The sequence below is a fragment of the Pseudooceanicola sp. LIPI14-2-Ac024 genome (assembly GCF_042188925.1).
In the GTDB taxonomy this organism is placed as follows: Bacteria; Pseudomonadota; Alphaproteobacteria; order Rhodobacterales; family Rhodobacteraceae; genus Pseudooceanicola.
In genome coordinates this window covers 130350-146471 of sequence record NZ_CP170102.1, presented here as the reverse complement: position 1 = coordinate 146471, position 16122 = coordinate 130350, and the positions used below count along the sequence as shown (strand labels likewise).

The following is a 16122-nucleotide window of genomic DNA, read 5'->3' as shown; positions in this document are numbered from 1 at the left end:
GCAAACACGCTCAGTTCGCGGGTGTCAGCTCGACCTCGCCAAGGCGCAGGGACCGCAGGCTAGACGGCCCGACGGCAAAGTCGCCGTCCAGCAGCCGTGCCACGTCGGCCGCCTGCAGTTGCGGCCAGGTAGCCGCCGAGGGATCAAAGACCTGCCGTATGCGCGGGCGGTCCTCGGCCCCGAAGGTCGCGTGGTAGACGGTCGCGGTCTTCGCGTCCCCAAGCAGCACGATCATCGCCTGCGGCGCGGTCTCGGCCGGCCGGAAATCCCCCGCCACCGCGACACAGCCGGGCCGCCCGTCCGGCAGGGGCCTTTCGCAGGCGTCCAGCCAGCGGCGCAGCTCAATCTCCTGCATCCCGGCAAAGGCATCCTCCGGCAGGCGCGCACCCGTCGGGCGCACCGGCATCGCCGCCCGCAGCTCCTGCCGCAGCTCCGCCTCGGCCACGCCGCGGGTCGCCCTGAGGTACCCGTCACGGTAGCTGGCCGCCCGGGCCGCTTCGATCAGCGCCACCAGTTCGCCACGCTCGGGATGATCGGCCATCGCCGCCAGCTCCTCGATCCCGCGGGCACCCGCCACGCCCCAATCATGCGCCATCTCGTAGAGCGGCAGATGCGCCGCAGGTGTCGCCCCCGAGGCGAAGCGCGCCACCTGGCTATCGGTCGCGATCCGCTGCGGGTTCAGCACCGGCGTCAGCCAGAGCGCCGAGACCCCGATCGTCACCAGCGCCATCCAGAGATTCACTTCGCGCAGCCGCGCCATCCAGCCCGCACGCAGCAGCACCGCCCCGGCATACCCGATCCCGTAGATCACCAGCACCAGCGCCGCCGCCGCGGCCGTCACCCGGTCGGGCGTCCAGCCGTACTGCGCGACCCGAATCAGGACGGCGGCCAGCGCCAGCCCCGCCAGCAGCGGCACCAGCAGCGCCCCGGCCATCGCGCAGCCGCGCATGAGGCCCGCCCGCGCCGCCGCGGGGTCGTCGCGATCCACCACCAGCGTTACAAGCGTCAGCAGGGCCACCGTCACCGCCATCAGCGTCGCCGCCGCCGAGAGGCTGCCGAAAAGGCCCGACAGCCCGCGAACCGGCACCGCGACGAGGAAGATCGCGACAACCGCCACGACCGGCGGCAGCAGCACCCTGAGCAGGCGCACCACCAGCACGGGCGACAGGGTATCGCGCAGTTCATGCACCACCGCCAGCGCCACGCCAAGCGCCGCGCCGGTGAGCGTGAAGGGCACCCAGTCGATCTCGACGAGGTCGCCGATGAACTCCAGCCCGACGATCCGCAGCAACTGGTCCGCCAGGATCAGGAGCAGCCAGAACACCCCGGTGAAAAGCCAGGCAAGGCCGTAGCGCAGGATGATCGTCCAGGTGATGGAAAAGAGCGTGGCATAATCGCGCCAGCCACCCCGCCACTGGAGCTGCGCGGCGGCGAAGGGTGTGCCCACCGTGACGATGGCGACGAAGGCCGCCACCGCCGCCGGGCTGTCGAGGAAATCCGCCACCCCGGCGAACCGGAAACTCGCCCAGAGAAAGAGGAGCGTGGCCGGCAGCACCAGCGCCACGGCCGCCGCGGCGGCCTGCCCCAGCCGGGCCGGCCCGGAAAGCGCGAAGAAAACCCCGAAGGTGCCGAAGACCAGCGCCATCAGCCCCAGCATCAGGCGCGAGCCGTCGAAATGGGCGACAAGGCCCCAGGCCGCCGCCCCGGCCAGCGCGCCGAGCAGGCCCATCCAGAGCCGGTCCAGGCCCGCGGCCCGCTGGGTGTCGTCGTGCATCATCGCTCGCCTCGATCCTTTTTCCGGCGAGGCTAGCGGTTGAGGGGGGATGGCGCCAGAGCGGTCAGAAATCCGTCGGTGCCCCGCCCTCGGCCCGGCGGCGTTCGACGAACTCGGCCAGTTCCTCGCGGATGCCCTCGTCCATCGGCGGCGGCTCGAACTCGGCCAGGATGCGCTTGTAGACATGGTGCGCCCGCTCGGCGGTCCAGATGCCGCCGGCGGCCGCCCAGCCCTCGTAATTGCGCCAGTCGCTGAGGAACGGCTGGTAGAAGGCGGTGGTGTAGCGTTCCTGCGTGTGCTGGGTGCCGAAGAAATGGCCCTGATGCCGAACCTCGCGGATCGCGTCCAGCGCGATGTCATCCGGCGTGGTGGCGTAGGTTTCGGGGTCCATGTAGCGCTGGATCTGCTGGATCACCTCGCAGTCCATCACGAACTTTTCGGGGCTGGCGATCAGCCCGCCCTCGAGCCACCCGGCGGCATGGTAGACGATGTTCGTCCCCGACTGCACCGCGGCCCAGAGCGAATTCGACGTCTCCCACATCGCCTGCCCGTCCGGCACGTTGGCCGCGCAGGCCCCCGACGACCGCAGCGGCAGCCCGTACTTGCGCACCATCTGGCCGGTCATCTGGGTGGCGCGGATGTATTCCGGTGTGCCGAAGGCCGGCGCGCCCGACTTCATGTCGACATTCGAGGTGAAGGTCCCGATGGCGCAGGCCACGCCCGGATTGATGTACTGCGCCAGCGCCACCGCCGACAGCGCCTCGGCCAGGCTCTGCGCCACCGCGCCGGCCATCGTCACCGGCGCCATCGCGCCCGCCAGCGTGAAGGGCGACACGATCAGTCCCTGCCCCCGTCGTGCCAGCCGCATCCAGCCGTCCAGCATCGGCCAGTCGTGCTTGAGCGGCGAGGTGGAGTTGATGTTGGTGTACATCCGGGGGGTTGCGTCGAATTCCTCGTGCGAAAGTCCGCCCGCGATCCGCACCATCTCCATCACGTCCTCGACCCGCTCGGGCCCCAGCGAATAGGCGTGCGGCACCTTGTCGGTGAGCGTCAGCTTGTCATAGAGCACGTCGAGGTGGCGGGTCCCGGGGTGCAGGTCCACCGGCTCGACCGGGTAGCCGCCGGCGAAATGGATGCAGTTGAAATACTGAGTCAGCCGCAGCAGGTTCGCGCAATGCTCCCGCGTGCCGGGGATTCTGCGGCCCAGTTCCAGGTCCCAGTAGTTCGGCGGGGACGACACGTTGCCGAAGAGGATCACGTCGCCGCCCACCGTGAGCTGCCGGTCCGGGTTGCGCGGGGTCAGGGTGAACTGCGACGGCGCCTTTTCCACCATCTCCATCACGAAATCGCGGCCGAAGCGGACGATCTCGCCCTCTTCGACGATGCAGCCGGCCTGGCGCAGGATCTCGACCGCCTCGGGGTTCAACATGGCGATGCCGATTTCCTCGAGGATGGTCATCGCGCCTTCGTGGATCGCCTCGATCCCGGCCTCGTCCAGAGGCTCGGTCGGCCGGTCGCGGTTGACCGTCAGGGACCAGGGCCGCTGTTCGATCGCCGCCGGTCCCCGCCGTGCGGCATGGCCCGCGCGGCCGCCGCTGCGCTTGCGTCTGGGGTGTTCGGTCATCGCGTCCTCCGTGTCCTGCGCGCCCAGAGAACTGCCGAAATCCGCCCCTTGCGCCACCGGATGCGACGGATCGCGTCGGTTTTCAACAAGTGGCCGCGCGCCGTCAGGCCGAGAGCCAGACCGGCAGATGCCCGATGTCGGGCAGCACCACGTCGGCGAAAGGTGCCAGCTCATGCTCCTGCGCCGGGCCGGTCAAGACGGCCACGCATTGCATCCCCGCCGCCCGGCCGGCGATCAGGTCGTGGGTGCTGTCGCCGACCATCGCGGTGCGCGCGGGCTCCAGCCCCTCGGCCGTGGCAAAGGCCAGCAGGGGGTCGGGATCGGGCTTGGCGCCGTAGCCGCTGTCGAAGCCGATCACCATGTCGAACAGCGCCGCGACCCCCGCCTGGTCAAGATGCGCGCGCGCCGCGAACTCGGTGTCGTTGGTCATCACCCCGAGCTTCAGGCCCGCATCCCGCAGGCCGGTCAATAGCGGGGCAAGCTCGGTGGCCGGCACCTGCGTCAACAGGGCCGCACGTTCCATCAGGTGGATCTCCATCGCCTCGACGCTCCAGCCCGGCAGGGCCGACACCGCCAGTTCCGCCGCCTCGCGATTGGTGCCGGCGATCACCGGGCTGTCGGGCCGGAACGCCTGTGCCTCGAGGTCGAAGCGCAGGGCCGCCGCCAGCCGCTCGGCCACGACCGGATCGCCCGCGCTGGTGTCGGCGATCAGGCTGCCTGCCCAGCCGTTCCAGGTGCGGGCGAAATCGAACAGCGTGCCGTCCTTGTCAAAGAGTATCCCGTCCACGCGCATCGCAATCCCCTGCCCGGCCGCATCCGCCGGCAACTTGACCTTTCAGGGACATGGCCGCAAGGCGTGAAGGCTGATAAACTGCGCCCTGACAACAACATGCCGCCGGAGTGCCGCGCCCGATGACCCAGACCCGCTACCGCCTGCACGAGTTCCTCGGCTATCGCCTGTCGATCGCGTCGCGCCAGCAGGAACGGCGGCTGGACGACGGGCTGCGCGAGCTCGGGCTGACGCGGATCACCTGGTGCGTGCTGCTGGCGGTCGGCAACGAGGAGCTCAGCCAGCCCTCCGAGATCGCGCAGTTCGTCGGCATCGACCGCACCGCCACCTCGCGCGCGCTCAGGCAGATGGAAGAAGACGGGCTGCTCGCCCGCGCCTCGGGCCGCGACGACCGGCGCACCCGGCGCGTCACCCTGACCGATCACGGCCGTAAGGTCCTGGCCAAGGGCTCCCCGATCGCGCAGGACAACAACGACACCATGGCGCGGCAACTGACGGCGACCGAGCAGGACACGCTGAAGGCGCTGCTCGACAAGCTGATCGAGGGTGAACAGAAGGCCCTGAAACGGCTCTAGGCGTCAGGTCCAGTGGGTCCGGCCCGCGCCCTGCAGCGTGGCCATGGCCATCATCGGCTCTTCGTAGCGCAGCCCGCGCGCATCGCAGCACCGCACCACCCACTGGTCGTCCATGGTGACGAACTCCAGCACCGATGACAGGAACTCCGGCTCGGCCGCCCGCTGGCGGATATCCGCCTCGTTCGCCCCTGACGCGCCAAGGAAGACGGACATCAGGTCATCCTCTCCGGCCAGCCAGGCGAGACACTCCAGGGCAATGGTTTCCGCTTTTTCCCGATTCATGACGTCCGTGTCGACTCTCTGGCCTTCTGGAAAGGAATCCGTACAACGCCGACCTTTTGCTAAGGGTACGTGTTGTCACGGTTTTCTCGGAGGAACCGTTTGATGACAGCACCTTAGACTTAACGCCGCAGGACTACCACGTACGGTCTACCACGCCCAGTTACGGTGCAGAACCGATGATTTCTGGGTACTCGTTTTCCCTTACCGGGGAGGACGAGGCATGACCGGCGTACGGCTGACCAACGCACGGATCGCGAAGCTGCCAGCGCCAGAGGGCCGCCAGAAGTTCGTGCCCGATGCCGAAGCACCCGGCCTCGCCGTACGCCTCAGTCCCGGCGGGTCCAAAGCCTTCGTCTTCAACTACCGTGACCCGGCGACGAGGAAGAAGCGGCGTAAGACGATAGGCAAGACCAACGCCATGGGCATCGACGCGGCGCGCGAAGTCGCCCGAAAGCTGACGGTGCGGATCGCTTCTGGTGAAAGCCTCGACTTCGTAGAGGAGCTGACGCTTGATGCCGCGTTCGAAGAATACGCCGTCCTACGAAAGCCGAGCACCGAAGGAGCGTATCGCCGGGTCTGGAAATACTTCGTGCCGGCCAACATCAAGCCGATTGCGGTGAACCGTTTGACCCGGAAAGCTCTTCTGGTCGGCATCGACAAGCTGGTCGCCAACGGGCAGCACGGCACGGCGTATCTGACCTACAATCTGCTCCACGCGTTGCTGAACCATTGCGTTCGGCGCAGCTACATCGACCGCAACCCGCTGACCGGCGTGCGCGCACCTAGTAAGGGGCCGGGGCGAGATCGCGTGTTGTCGGATGAAGAGCTAATGGCCGTGCTAAGGGCGGCGGAAGCCCTTTCCGCCGAAGAACGGGTGGCCCTCTGGATGCTGGTGGTAACCGGCTGCCGCAAGTCCGAAGTTATCGAAATGCGATGGCCCGAACTGCAAGGAGACGAGCTAGTGCTGCCCCCCGAGAGGACTAAGAACGGGCGCGGGCACCGGTTGTCGCTTCCGCCGGGCCTAGCGGGGCAGTTGAAGAAGCTGCCCAAACGGGATGCCCACGTGTTCCACTTCAACGGTGACGTTATGCGGAACCGGTTGCGCCGGATGACCGGAATTGCCGATTGGTCGTTGCACGACCTGCGGCGCACGGCGGCAACCAACATGGCACGCCTCGGCGTGGCGCCGCACATCATCGAAGCCGTCATCAACCACAAATCCGGGGCCGTAAGCGGCATCGCGGCGGTCTATAATCGCTACGGCTATGACGCCGAGAAGGCGCAGGCGTTGGTCGTATATGAGGGTTGGCTAGATGAAGCGCTTGGAGGAAGTTTCTCATCAACTCAGGTGGCCAGCAACAAGCGACCTAGAAAGTCTGGCTGAGGAGCTTCGCTACTAAAGGTTGATTTGCATTGCGCCTTGGGCGACCATGCAACTCGATTTCAGCGCAAAGTCGGTTTTGACATGAAGTAGGTGAGCCGCTTCAGATGAACATTTTCAAGTCGCCCAACGCCCCCTTTGCGGTGGTGATCCTGACCGGAGCGTTAGGATGGTACATTGCGACGCTCCAGTCCACGCTGGGCGACCGACTTTCCCTAGTCTACGAGATCACGAACGGCGAGGATGGAAACCTCGTACTCAAATTGGACAACATTTCGCGTGAAAAGGTCTTTAGTGGCGTTTTCAATATAGTTTGCGACAGGAACGAAGATGACGAACCCTGCTTCGACACCGCCAAGAAGGCAAACGCCCAGTACCAGGTCGTGGAACCGTTCAACCTGTCGAACGAAATTACACTGACAACTTCGCCGGAAGCCAATGTGGTTCAGGTGAACGCGTGGATACCCCCATCGGCCTCAGTCAAAATAGAGTTTGCCCCATCGCACCCAAAGTCGAACTACAACTTCCAGTACTTTCCCGAAGCCGATGACCAGTCGAGCACTATGCCCGAGTTCTACGAGGCAGGGTTTCAAAGCGGCGTCATACGACACTTCGACACTATGCTGATCGTAACTTTCGCTGCTTGCTTGGCTGGACTGATTTTGTTCGCGATTATCCAACTGTGGATGCTGGTATTCTCGAAAAAGGAACAGGAAGATGATGCTCCGATACTCTACGATGTCACTGTTCGCCACACTCTTGTTGCTGACGAGCCAGCCGGTGACAGCCCAGATGGTCGCGGTTGAATTCCATGCCTTTTCATCAACCTCTCCAGAGAAAGGTGTACACGCAAAAATCAAGGTCATCTATCCCGACGAAAGGCCCGAAGAGTTTGAAACCAACTTGGATGGGCGCAAGACTTTTCGCTTGAAAGCTTGCGACGCGACGGTGGTCATCGAAGCCCGCTCGGTGTGGGGTGGTCACACGAAGGCGACAAAGTCTTGTGACCCGGTTCCAGTTGAACTTGCGATGGAACCTACGGCGCAGGCGTCCATCATCTCGGACGTGTTGAAGCAGGCCATTTCGGGTGAGGCTCCGGCGGCTCTTGCGGCAGTAAGCGACCAGTTTCTGGAGTTTAAAGAAGCCGTGAGCGGAGGTGATGTCGTACGTGCTGCTGAGTTAGCAAACGATCTGCAATGGACACTCTACCAAGCCGGAGACGAGAGCTTGGCATACGAGTATGGCGTCTTCGCACAATCCGCGGGCTTTGAAGCGATCACCGACAAGCAGATTATTACTATCCTGCCGGAAAAGTTCGACTTTAAAGGGCTAATGTCCTTGGACAAGGGCCGCGACATTGTCGTCATGTCCGACGAAGGAAAACTCTTTCTTAAGGAAGCCCAACGGGAGTTGGGGACAGAGCAAACTGGTGCTTGGGACGCCAAGACGTTCGACGCGTTGCGTAGCGTCGAGCCAAAGACCTGATAGCCTAGTGGTTTATGCTGCGACCGTCGCGTACCGGCGCGGAAGGCGAAGGCCAGAGATGCGCTTCTTCACGGCAGGCTCATCGCTAAGCAGATACAGAACCTCACAATCGGTCTCGGCGGCGCTCATATCATCAAGCTTCCATGGGTCCACATAGTGGAACATGCGGGTGAGAACATTGAGTTCGTTGCAGAGCACGAAGGCGAGCGGCGTTAGTCCAGCGTCGTAAACGGTCTCGAACCGCCGAGCGGCAGTGCGCTCATCGCTGTCCATGAAGTAAGAATTGGTGACAGAGAGTTCTTCCTCGGTGGTGGCGCGGACGCGGATACGCCGGTGCGGGTTACCGTGGAAGAACTGCGTATCTTCGCGCAGGGTGTTGCGGAGTTCGTGGGAGAGCATTGGTAGATCCTCTTCTGGGTAGCGTGGCCTCTGTGGGCCGTTCGCTAGGTTCTCGTTATGGGCGCTCTCCCCTCTTCCTCTACCTTCATACGGGTCTTCATGCCGATCTCTTCATAGCTTGAGCAGCCGCCGGACGTGCTCGGGGATATCGTCAATCTCGATAGCAGTGGCGCGAACCATACTGGGAGCCGGTATGGTCTCGATGATTGACCCCCAGTGTGTGCCGTTCTGCCGGTCGAGGACAATCTGCGCCATGCCAACGGCGTTCTCTATTGTACCGCGCAGCGCTTTGACGTTGACCGCGAGCAGGCCGTCGGTGTTCTCCCGAACGTCTTCCGCGATACGCTGAACAACTTGGTGGTGGAGCGCCCAAGACGCGACCATTTTTAGGATTGTCAGAAGGCGCGGGTCCGCTTCCGAGAGGGCGGCAATGTCGTTCAGGTCGCTAGAGCTTATACAGCCGGTGTCCCGCTGGAGGATATGCCAGAACACGGTGAACCCGCTGCTGCGAGGGTCCGCTTCCAGCGCCACCGCATTGGGCGAGCCCAGTTTGACGAGGCCGACCGGCGTAGGGTCGAGTGCCCGTTCCACCAACTCGATAGTAGCGTGGCCCAGCCAGTGAGATATCTCGTGCTCGGCAATGGTAACGGTCCGGTTGACCGGAAAGGCAAAGGGTTCAGCGCCGAGGGGCGTGTTCGTGTAGAGAACTCCGGTGGGGCCTTCGGTAATACTCATATGTCCATCTTCCTTAGTAGTTTGACCAGCGCGGCGACTTCGGGGTTCTCCTTGAGATACTCCCGAACCTGTTCGTTCTCTTGCAGCGCGGCGTGGACCTTGGCCCCGAGTTCGGCGCGAAGTTTTAGCGCCCGTTCATTGGCTCGGGCCGCTAAGGCGTCATGGCTCTCGCCGGGGTTACGTTCGAGCAGTTCGGTAAGGACCGGCTCTTCGTCGCTCGGGGAACCGCGCACCTCGATTAGGATGGAGTTCTTATCGGTGGTCCCCTTCTGGAGGTTCACCGGGTAGCGCGTAGTGGCGTACGCCTTACCCGCGAGGGCCAACGGCATCTGCCGGTACGCCAACTCTGGGTCCTCGGCCAACCGGGCGCGCACTCCGTGTTCCAGTTGGCTACGTTGCGGTTCCTCGGCCAGGTCAACCTTACCGAGGGCGGAACCCCAAACGGTGCCCTCGACGTGGTCTAGGTCTTTGAGGTTGATAATCATCGGATACTCCTGTTCGTCAGCGACCGCTCGGCGGTGATGAGCGCTCCGCGCAAGAACTTGGCGGGGAAGAGCGAAGGCAAGGCGAGGCCACGCTCCATACGGCTGGCCCTTCCGTCGGCCACCAGTTCGGTGAGCCGCGTAAAGGGGACGCTCTTTACCAGCGCTTCTGTCGCGTGGAGGAGCAGTTCCAGAGTATCGAAGTCCGGCGGGGAACGGCGGAACAGAGTGCGGTCTTCCTCGGACATTGCCTTATGGTTCGCTAGGCTCTTCGCCCCTTGCCATAGCTGTTCTTGCCAATCGGCTTCGGCGGTTACGGGAGCAACCGCGCCGTAGGCAAGCACCTTATCCGTCTGGCTGGGGCTAAGGTCACTTTCGAGAGCGAACTCGCCGTGAATGGCGTCGATATGCAGGTGAGCCTTGGCGCTGTTGTACTGCTTAGGGAAGAAGTGCTGGATAGCGAGAGCGGTGGTTGCGGCGTGCCTTAGTTCGTGGTCAGCGATTACCAGTACTTCGGGCGGGATAGTGGTGGTACTGGTCATTCGGCGTCCCCCACGGCTTTGACGAGCAGCTTGCTCGGGCGTGACTTGTGGAGGAACGTGCTCCGCTTGTGCTGAACGCTAAGGGATATGGATTTGAGCGAGTTCAGATCGGCGCGAAGTATCTCGGCGATTACGCCCCGGGCGAACGTCTCGCCGGAAGTCTCATCGATACGGGTGTTTAGCTCGTCCCGTACCTCTTTGATGATGCGACCTACGGCGTGCGTGAGAGCGGCATTCGTGCTCATTGGTACAGCTCCTTCAGGTCTTGATTGAGCGAGTAGGCGTCGAGCTCTTCACGCGAACGCTGGCGCTTGGCGGCGGCGGCTTCGATTTCCGAGGTGAGGAACTTGCGGAACTTGAGTTGGACGATGGAGGCGTTGAGGTTGGCCTCGTTCTCGTCCCATTGGTCTTGGGTGGCCTTGCCGTAGGCGGTCCCGCGTTCCAGCTGGTTCGACCAGCGCGGAGGAAGGTGCTTCTCTAGCCCAGCCTCTAGCAGAAGGTCGAAGTCCGGCGAAAAGGCGAACGCGGCCTTGGCGCTACGTTGAAGCACGACCTTGCACCGCTCCAACCGGTCCTCGGTGACCGTGATAGCGTCCTGCAAGGCCTCCTTGAGCAGCTTCAGCTCTTCAAGCGTATCGCTATAGTCAATACTCGCTAGGGCGCTGTCAGGATTGTGTTTGAGAATGTGGCTGGCGTAGAGCTTGGCGTTGAGAGCGGTGGCAATGAGGGGGTCCTTCTCGCCATTCACCGGAACGGTTCCATCCTCCATCACGGCGATTGCGAGTTTGACGCGCATGAGGAAGGCTCGTTGGGCGTCATCGGCTTTGAGGATTGCCTTGTAGTCTTCGACTGCCTGCAATGCGTTGTCGTAGGCGGTGGCCGGGTCAGCTTTCGCGACGGCGGCAGAGGAAGACTTACCGTACTCTGTGCTGAAGGTCTGACAGAGGTGCTTGGTGAACCCAACTGTGAGGGAAAGCGTGGAGGCCCCCACTTCGATTGTGGGTGTGGGTATGGTGCGCGATAGCAATTGGACCTCCGGTGCTGTTGGTAGGGCCTACGGGCCGCTACGAATAGCGTAAGGAGCCGTTCCGGGGGTACGAAATGAGGTATTCCGGTCTATTGTCCCCAACGCAAAGCAGCAGGCACAAGAAGACACACAGCAGATGAAAATCTTTTACTCTTGGCAGTTGGACGCGCCGCGAAAAACCAACAAGGACTTCATCCATACGGCAATAGTTGAAGCAATCGCGAAGCTCTCCGAAGAACCAGATTTGGAAGAAGCCGAACGCGAAGAGATTGAGGTCGACCAAGACACTCAAGGCGTGCCCGGTTCCCCCGACATCGCGGCGGTCATCTTCGAAAAGATTGCGGCGGCCGATGTGTTCGCGGCGGACGTTTCTCTCGTAGCGAGGGGCGGGAACGACAAGCACCACATAAATAGCAATGTCGCCATAGAGCTAGGTTACGCCTACGGGAAGACCGGTTTTAAGAAGGTCTTGAAGGTAATGAATACCCACTATGGCCCCCCAACCGAACTGCCGTTCGACCTCCGAGGCCGACGCCACCCGGTCAAGTATTGCCTTGCCCCAGATGCCGATGCGGAAACTATCAAATCCGAACGAAAGCAGCTCGTTGGCACGCTTAAGAACATTCTGAAAGAATACTTGAACAACAAAGCTGAACCCCAGAAACCGCAGCACGAAGAAGTGCCGCCGACTGCACTACGAGGGCAATTTTGGGAAATTTCGGACGTCCTCGTTCCGAAAGACACGGAACGGCAGCTTGGTGAGGACCTGTACTGGTACGGAACCAGCATTCTCTACTTCCGGTGTATTCCTGAGATCAGGCTGCCGGATTTGAGCTCGGCAGAAGCCATGGAGCACACGGCGAGCCTGTACCCGCTTCTCATGGACGGCGGATGCTCGCGACGTCGAAACAAGTGGGGCGCGATTGCCTTCTCTCGACTGAGCGACGGCTGCACCCTCATCGGAGCCACTCAAGTATTCAGGAACCGCGAGCTTTGGGGCGTCGATACAGACTACTCTCAACGAATGTCGAACCCTGATGATGAGGACGAGGAGCCTCGGCACTTCCTTCCCGTTGGAGCGATTAACCGAGAATACCCACGCACAATTAACAACATTAGGAAGGCAGCAGAGAAACTCAGCTATGGAGACAGGTACACAGTCGAAATGGGCCTTGCAGGGGCAGAAGACGTGTATCTGGGCATCAATGGATCCTTCGACCCGTGGCCAGGTCCAATTTTCGAGAAGGACGTCTATGTCCGCATGTCGGTCAGCGCAGACCAGCCAACGGAAGACATTATCAACGCGTTCTGGTCTAAGGCGTTTGACGAAGCTGGAGTAAGTGTACCAGAGGAGTACGTATTAAAACCACAATGAACGGTGCCCTGCCCATCCCTAGGCACCGACTGGTCGCCCGATCGCTTCGGGTGGGCCAGCGGTTAGTCGGTAATGCTCTGGCTACAGTGGCGGATAGTGTTGGGAGTTGGATAGGATGTATGGTCGGGCTTCCGGGACACCGGTAGGGTTTTCGTATCCGAAAATTCCCGACTTCAACCGCATATTTTGGAGGCCCCCCGGCGGTTGCCGGCCCCCCGCCCGACGCTTGGAACACACCCCCGCCATGAGCTAGCTATTCCTCCGGGTTGCGCTCCGTTCTTAATGTAGTTTTGCGCTTCGTAAGGGTCGGGATTTGATAGGGGGTACGGACACGCGTCGGAGCAATTTTCTAAACAACAACGCGCGAGAGCAGTGACCGCGATGCCGTCCGGGGGCGCATACAGTTTGCGTGCGTATCGTTCAGCAAAGGGCAGACGGTAATAGCTAGGGAAAGCCGAGGGGCCGGTAGGGTACGGGTCCCCGGATGGAGCAATTGTTGAAGTGTCTGGAGCGCTAGGGTTCGGGGTGTTGGGCGCTTAGGGTCAGCGTCATCGGCAGGCTACCGAATGTGCCGGGTGGTTGGTTAGGGTCCCCCGCTTGAGACGTACCCCCACGCGACCGTGTGATAGCGCTCGTGCACGGGGCGCTTGGACTGCAGACTAATGCCGTTGGCACGCGGGTTGAATAAGTAGCTGCCTAGGGGCGCAGCTCGGGGCGGGTCCGGTAGCGATAGCGCTGAGCTGGGTGCATTAGTGCCTACTGCCCAGAGCGTTCCAACTGTGCGGGGAATGTGAATTCTGGCCGGTGTCAGGCATCCCCAGAGCTTTCCCCCTCCCCATGAAAACGGGCGCGCTAGGCGGGCCGTAGGGCCGCTCCAAGGGCCGGGGCGGGTAGCGCCTAGGCCGTGGGCCAAGGAGGCGACTAGGCGGGGCGCTACGGGGCGCTACGGGGCCGCTAGGGGGCGGTAGAACCGGGGCCGGGGCGCGAGCGGCGGTGAGGCGCAGGGCTGGTTGTCTAGCAGGCGTCGCGTAACCGGGGCTGTATCGGTTAGGTGGGTAACTTGGAGACGGGGGTAGCCCGGCGGCGGGTAGCGCGTAAGATGCCGACTACGGTGGCCCTACGTTAACGACACGCTAACCACTTTGAACAATACTGCCCGAAGCTATGCTGGAGATGCGAGATGGAAGCTTGCCTGCGGTGCGCCGACTTGGAAGCGCAGCTTCGCGCCGCCGAAGTGGCGCTAATCGAGTACGTCGAACGATATGGATTGTCAGACACGGCAAGGCGAGTACTTTCGACGCCGCCGGTCGCGGGTGTATGTTCCCACGAGCAGTACCGCAAAATGGCCTTAGACCCGAACGTGGCGGAAGACAGCTAAATCCCCAACTCGGCCTACTGCATCGCTACCCTAGTTCCGACATGTTCGAGAACCCGGGAGGGAGACATGGAGCATCGCTTCGACAGAGAGAGCGAGCGTGACGCCGCTGTTATCCAGTTGTCTGGAACCAATCTCGCAAGCCGTGACAAGCTTATTGAGGAGTATCGCCTGCGCAGTGAAGCCGCGTTCGCCCCAGCCACCTTGAGGAACTACCGTCAGATCCTAAAGGGGTTCATCCAGTGGTGCGAACAGGAAGGCCATCACCACACGCCGCCGATAGAACCGAAGGTCATCGCCGAGTATATCGACCACCTTGGTGGCAAGATACGAAGCACGACGATCGAGACCCGCCTCTGGGCAATTGCTGAATACCACCGGTCGCACTTCCAACCCAACCCTTGCCGCCACCGGCTAGTGGAGCTCGCCCTAAAGGGTGTGAAGAGGCGGTATGGGGCAGCAGTTCGGCAAGCCCCGCCCCTGACTAAGCTAGAGGTCCTAAAGACAATCAGACGTCTCGGAGATAGCCGAAGGGATGTCCGCGACAAAGCTCTCCTATGGATCGCCAGCGATAGTTGGTGTCGGGCGTCAGAGATCGTTGCGTTCCGCGTAAGAGACATCATCCGTCAAGACGACGGCTCCAGCCTTCTATTCGTTCATCGCTCCAAGACCGACCCGTACGGCGAAGGCGCTTATGCTTTCCTATCTGACCGTGGCACCGAGGCAGCTTTAGCGTGGGTGGAGTTGGCCGGTCTCAAACATGATGACCCACTTCTAACCAAGTCGCAGCCCAACGCCCGCGTGGCACCGCTTAATCCAACTTCACTGTCCCGCATTCTTAAGAAGTGCACCGGGCGCGACGATATATCGGCCCACAGTACACGTATCGGTGGCGTGCATGACGCATTTAGGATCGGGTGCGACTTGTCGTCGATCATGGTCGCCGGTCGGTGGAGTTCGCCCGAAATGCCCGCGAGGTATGGGAGGCGCATTTTGGCCAGCCAATCTGCGGCGGCGCGAGTAGCCGAAGTCTACAACGATCAGCTGAATGACGACCTGAGCGGCTAGCCGTCGGCTGAGACCGGGGTCTGCGTCCGGCGACATTCGGTCACAGCGGCGCGACAAGGGACAATCAAAGGTTGACGCCACGGCATGCCGTGGACAACCTTAGACCCGGCCTGACACTGCCCATCCCCAACCTCGTCGCTCAGGCCCGTTGCCCCGGCCCGTTCCCCATTAAGGCCGGGGCAACCTTCTCCTCACCGCAAAAAAGTAACGACGGTCTCGCGCCAGTGTCTATGCGCCGGGTCGGGGAGTAGTTTTACTGACAGCTGGTGCGCTCTTCGATAGACAGCGCAAAGATCTGTAGGCATCGGACACCATGAAGCGAGTTCTCAGAGACGGCTTTCCAGCGGGACTAGCAGTCGGCGTAATTGCAACGCTGGCAATGTGTTGGCTTTTGGACCCAGAGCTTGGGCCGGTGTTCGAGGCCGAAGCGGCGTCGTTCTTCGCCATCGGCGCAACCATAACCGCAGCAGCAATCGCCTATGCGGGCATACTTAGGCAGATATCGCATTCGGAAGAGGTGGCCGAGCGCCGGAGGATGAGAGAGGCGGACGCGGAGATCGCGAGCCTTCCCTTGGCTCTGACCCGAGTATGCCAAGTGGCGCAACGAGGCATTCAAGACATAGTCGAACACAGCAATATACATGGCACGATATTGCCTTGCACGACAGAGTTAGAGAAGGATCACATTGACAGTATTAAAGCTGCCATTGTGGTATCAGACACCCCCGTAAAGGAGAGATTGCAAGGCATTCTTCGAGGATACCAACTCGCCCTTGCCAGCGAGGACTTTGGGCCTCTGCAATCAATTTCCAAAGACCCGCTAAAACAATCACTCGGAGGGATTAACAGGATATCTCTGTCCTATAGGTGGGCGCTGGTTCACGCTCTCTCCGAAGACCTGTTCGAGTACTCTAGAGGCGGAACACTTGACGCGAGCAAACCATTCCCAAACATACGTGTTATATCTGCCGTGAAGTTCGCGGGCGTAGAACCAGACGAATTTACAGACTTTGAAGGATTTTTTAAGCGTGCGATAGAACGGGATGCGAAGAACCCGATCGCCAAGCTGTTTGCCCGATGACACGCTGATTATTCAAGGTCAGAAGAGTTTCCCTTTCCCTTGCCGCCTGCGCCGCGTATCCTAGTTGCGTAGCGGCGCTATGAGATTTAGGTCTCGTGCGTCGCTACAGAGGTCTCTAAGGCTAATT

General features: G+C 61.8%; 17 protein-coding genes. 7 read left to right on the top strand and 10 right to left on the bottom strand.

Annotation, left to right across the window (positions count from 1 at the left end; translation table 11 throughout):
* Nucleotides 1–10: 10 nt before the first annotated feature.
* The 3 genes from ACE2AC_RS00675 to ACE2AC_RS00665 all read right to left on the bottom strand — a co-directional run bounded on the left by ACE2AC_RS00675 (nt 11) and on the right by ACE2AC_RS00665 (nt 4191).
* A complete protein-coding gene (locus ACE2AC_RS00675; protein ID WP_375690217.1) occupies nt 11–1774 on the bottom strand; it encodes a hypothetical protein in 1764 nt (587 codons plus the stop codon).
* A gap of 64 nt (nt 1775–1838) precedes the next feature.
* The gene (locus ACE2AC_RS00670; RefSeq protein WP_375690216.1) at nt 1839–3398 is read right to left on the bottom strand and encodes a trimethylamine methyltransferase family protein; all 1560 of its coding nucleotides are present in this window, start codon (nt 3396–3398) and stop codon (nt 1839–1841) included.
* Between the two features lie 103 nt (nt 3399–3501).
* Complete coding sequence (locus ACE2AC_RS00665; RefSeq protein ID WP_375690215.1) at nt 3502–4191, bottom strand: HAD family hydrolase; 690 nt, start codon at nt 4189–4191, stop codon at nt 3502–3504.
* A gap of 119 nt (nt 4192–4310) precedes the next feature.
* On the opposite strand from ACE2AC_RS00665, the gene ACE2AC_RS00660 reads away from it, so the two are divergent.
* Nucleotides 4311–4763, top strand: coding sequence for a MarR family winged helix-turn-helix transcriptional regulator (locus ACE2AC_RS00660; RefSeq protein ID WP_375690214.1), 453 nt, complete (start codon nt 4311–4313; stop codon nt 4761–4763).
* A gap of 3 nt (nt 4764–4766) precedes the next feature.
* On the opposite strand, the gene ACE2AC_RS00655 is transcribed toward ACE2AC_RS00660, so the two are convergent.
* Nucleotides 4767–5045 (bottom strand): DUF3572 domain-containing protein, encoded by a 279-nt coding sequence (locus ACE2AC_RS00655; protein ID WP_375690213.1) that lies wholly within the window; start codon nt 5043–5045, stop codon nt 4767–4769.
* Nucleotides 5046–5265: 220 nt separating this feature from the next.
* Here ACE2AC_RS00655 and ACE2AC_RS00650 point away from each other — a divergent pair, with 220 nt between their 5' ends.
* From ACE2AC_RS00650 to ACE2AC_RS00640, 3 genes are all read left to right on the top strand, one after another.
* Nucleotides 5266–6429, top strand: a complete 1164-nt coding sequence (locus tag ACE2AC_RS00650; protein ID WP_375690212.1) for a tyrosine-type recombinase/integrase — start codon at nt 5266–5268, stop codon at nt 6427–6429.
* 104 nt (nt 6430–6533) lie between these two features.
* On the top strand, nt 6534–7232 hold the full coding sequence (locus ACE2AC_RS00645) for a hypothetical protein (RefSeq protein WP_375690210.1): 699 nt from the start codon (nt 6534–6536) through the stop codon (nt 7230–7232).
* Entirely contained in the window at nt 7165–7911 is a 747-nt protein-coding gene (locus ACE2AC_RS00640; protein ID WP_375690209.1) for a hypothetical protein, read from the top strand. The genes ACE2AC_RS00645 and ACE2AC_RS00640 overlap by 68 nt, the downstream gene beginning before the upstream one ends.
* A gap of 12 nt (nt 7912–7923) precedes the next feature.
* Here ACE2AC_RS00640 and ACE2AC_RS00635 read toward each other — a convergent pair whose 3' ends face one another.
* From ACE2AC_RS00635 to ACE2AC_RS00610, 6 genes are all read right to left on the bottom strand, one after another.
* Nucleotides 7924–8310, bottom strand: coding sequence for a hypothetical protein (locus ACE2AC_RS00635; protein ID WP_375690208.1), 387 nt, complete (start codon nt 8308–8310; stop codon nt 7924–7926).
* A gap of 111 nt (nt 8311–8421) precedes the next feature.
* Nucleotides 8422–9045, bottom strand: a complete 624-nt coding sequence (locus ACE2AC_RS00630; protein ID WP_375690207.1) for a hypothetical protein — start codon at nt 9043–9045, stop codon at nt 8422–8424.
* On the bottom strand, nt 9042–9530 hold the full coding sequence (locus ACE2AC_RS00625; RefSeq protein WP_375690206.1) for a hypothetical protein: 489 nt from the start codon (nt 9528–9530) through the stop codon (nt 9042–9044). The genes ACE2AC_RS00630 and ACE2AC_RS00625 overlap by 4 nt, the downstream gene beginning before the upstream one ends.
* Complete coding sequence (locus ACE2AC_RS00620; RefSeq protein ID WP_375690205.1) at nt 9527–10069, bottom strand: hypothetical protein; 543 nt, start codon at nt 10067–10069, stop codon at nt 9527–9529. Before ACE2AC_RS00620 ends, ACE2AC_RS00625 begins: the two co-directional genes overlap by 4 nt.
* Nucleotides 10066–10314, bottom strand: coding sequence for a hypothetical protein (locus tag ACE2AC_RS00615; protein WP_375690204.1), 249 nt, complete (start codon nt 10312–10314; stop codon nt 10066–10068). Before ACE2AC_RS00615 ends, ACE2AC_RS00620 begins: the two co-directional genes overlap by 4 nt.
* Nucleotides 10311–11096, bottom strand: coding sequence for a hypothetical protein (locus ACE2AC_RS00610; protein ID WP_375690203.1), 786 nt, complete (start codon nt 11094–11096; stop codon nt 10311–10313). The genes ACE2AC_RS00615 and ACE2AC_RS00610 overlap by 4 nt, the downstream gene beginning before the upstream one ends.
* A gap of 136 nt (nt 11097–11232) precedes the next feature.
* Between ACE2AC_RS00610 and ACE2AC_RS00605 the strand changes: the two genes are divergently transcribed.
* From ACE2AC_RS00605 to ACE2AC_RS00595, 3 genes are all read left to right on the top strand, one after another.
* Nucleotides 11233–12471, top strand: a complete 1239-nt coding sequence (locus tag ACE2AC_RS00605) for a hypothetical protein (RefSeq protein WP_375690202.1) — start codon at nt 11233–11235, stop codon at nt 12469–12471.
* 1444 nt (nt 12472–13915) lie between these two features.
* Nucleotides 13916–14914, top strand: coding sequence for a site-specific integrase (locus ACE2AC_RS00600; protein WP_375690201.1), 999 nt, complete (start codon nt 13916–13918; stop codon nt 14912–14914).
* Between the two features lie 313 nt (nt 14915–15227).
* Complete coding sequence (locus ACE2AC_RS00595) at nt 15228–15995, top strand: hypothetical protein (RefSeq protein WP_375690200.1); 768 nt, start codon at nt 15228–15230, stop codon at nt 15993–15995.
* Nucleotides 15996–16122 lie beyond the last annotated feature (127 nt).

Bases quoted from the DNA above. Each gene is read 5' to 3' on its own strand.
- ACE2AC_RS00675 (WP_375690217.1), bottom strand. From the start codon at position 1,774: ATGCACGACGACACCCAGCGGGCCGCGGGCCTGGACCGGCTCTGGATG.
- ACE2AC_RS00670 (WP_375690216.1), bottom strand. From the start codon at position 3,398: ATGACCGAACACCCCAGACGCAAGCGCAGCGGCGGCCGCGCGGGCCAT.
- ACE2AC_RS00665 (WP_375690215.1), bottom strand. From the start codon at position 4,191: ATGCGCGTGGACGGGATACTCTTTGACAAGGACGGCACGCTGTTCGAT.
- ACE2AC_RS00660 (WP_375690214.1), top strand. From the start codon at position 4,311: ATGACCCAGACCCGCTACCGCCTGCACGAGTTCCTCGGCTATCGCCTG.
- ACE2AC_RS00655 (WP_375690213.1), bottom strand. From the start codon at position 5,045: ATGAATCGGGAAAAAGCGGAAACCATTGCCCTGGAGTGTCTCGCCTGG.
- ACE2AC_RS00650 (WP_375690212.1), top strand. From the start codon at position 5,266: ATGACCGGCGTACGGCTGACCAACGCACGGATCGCGAAGCTGCCAGCG.
- ACE2AC_RS00645 (WP_375690210.1), top strand. From the start codon at position 6,534: ATGAACATTTTCAAGTCGCCCAACGCCCCCTTTGCGGTGGTGATCCTG.
- ACE2AC_RS00640 (WP_375690209.1), top strand. From the start codon at position 7,165: ATGTCACTGTTCGCCACACTCTTGTTGCTGACGAGCCAGCCGGTGACA.
- ACE2AC_RS00635 (WP_375690208.1), bottom strand. From the start codon at position 8,310: ATGCTCTCCCACGAACTCCGCAACACCCTGCGCGAAGATACGCAGTTC.
- ACE2AC_RS00630 (WP_375690207.1), bottom strand. From the start codon at position 9,045: ATGAGTATTACCGAAGGCCCCACCGGAGTTCTCTACACGAACACGCCC.
- ACE2AC_RS00625 (WP_375690206.1), bottom strand. From the start codon at position 9,530: ATGATTATCAACCTCAAAGACCTAGACCACGTCGAGGGCACCGTTTGG.
- ACE2AC_RS00620 (WP_375690205.1), bottom strand. From the start codon at position 10,069: ATGACCAGTACCACCACTATCCCGCCCGAAGTACTGGTAATCGCTGAC.
- ACE2AC_RS00615 (WP_375690204.1), bottom strand. From the start codon at position 10,314: ATGAGCACGAATGCCGCTCTCACGCACGCCGTAGGTCGCATCATCAAA.
- ACE2AC_RS00605 (WP_375690202.1), top strand. From the start codon at position 11,233: ATGAAAATCTTTTACTCTTGGCAGTTGGACGCGCCGCGAAAAACCAAC.
- ACE2AC_RS00600 (WP_375690201.1), top strand. From the start codon at position 13,916: ATGGAGCATCGCTTCGACAGAGAGAGCGAGCGTGACGCCGCTGTTATC.
- ACE2AC_RS00595 (WP_375690200.1), top strand. From the start codon at position 15,228: ATGAAGCGAGTTCTCAGAGACGGCTTTCCAGCGGGACTAGCAGTCGGC.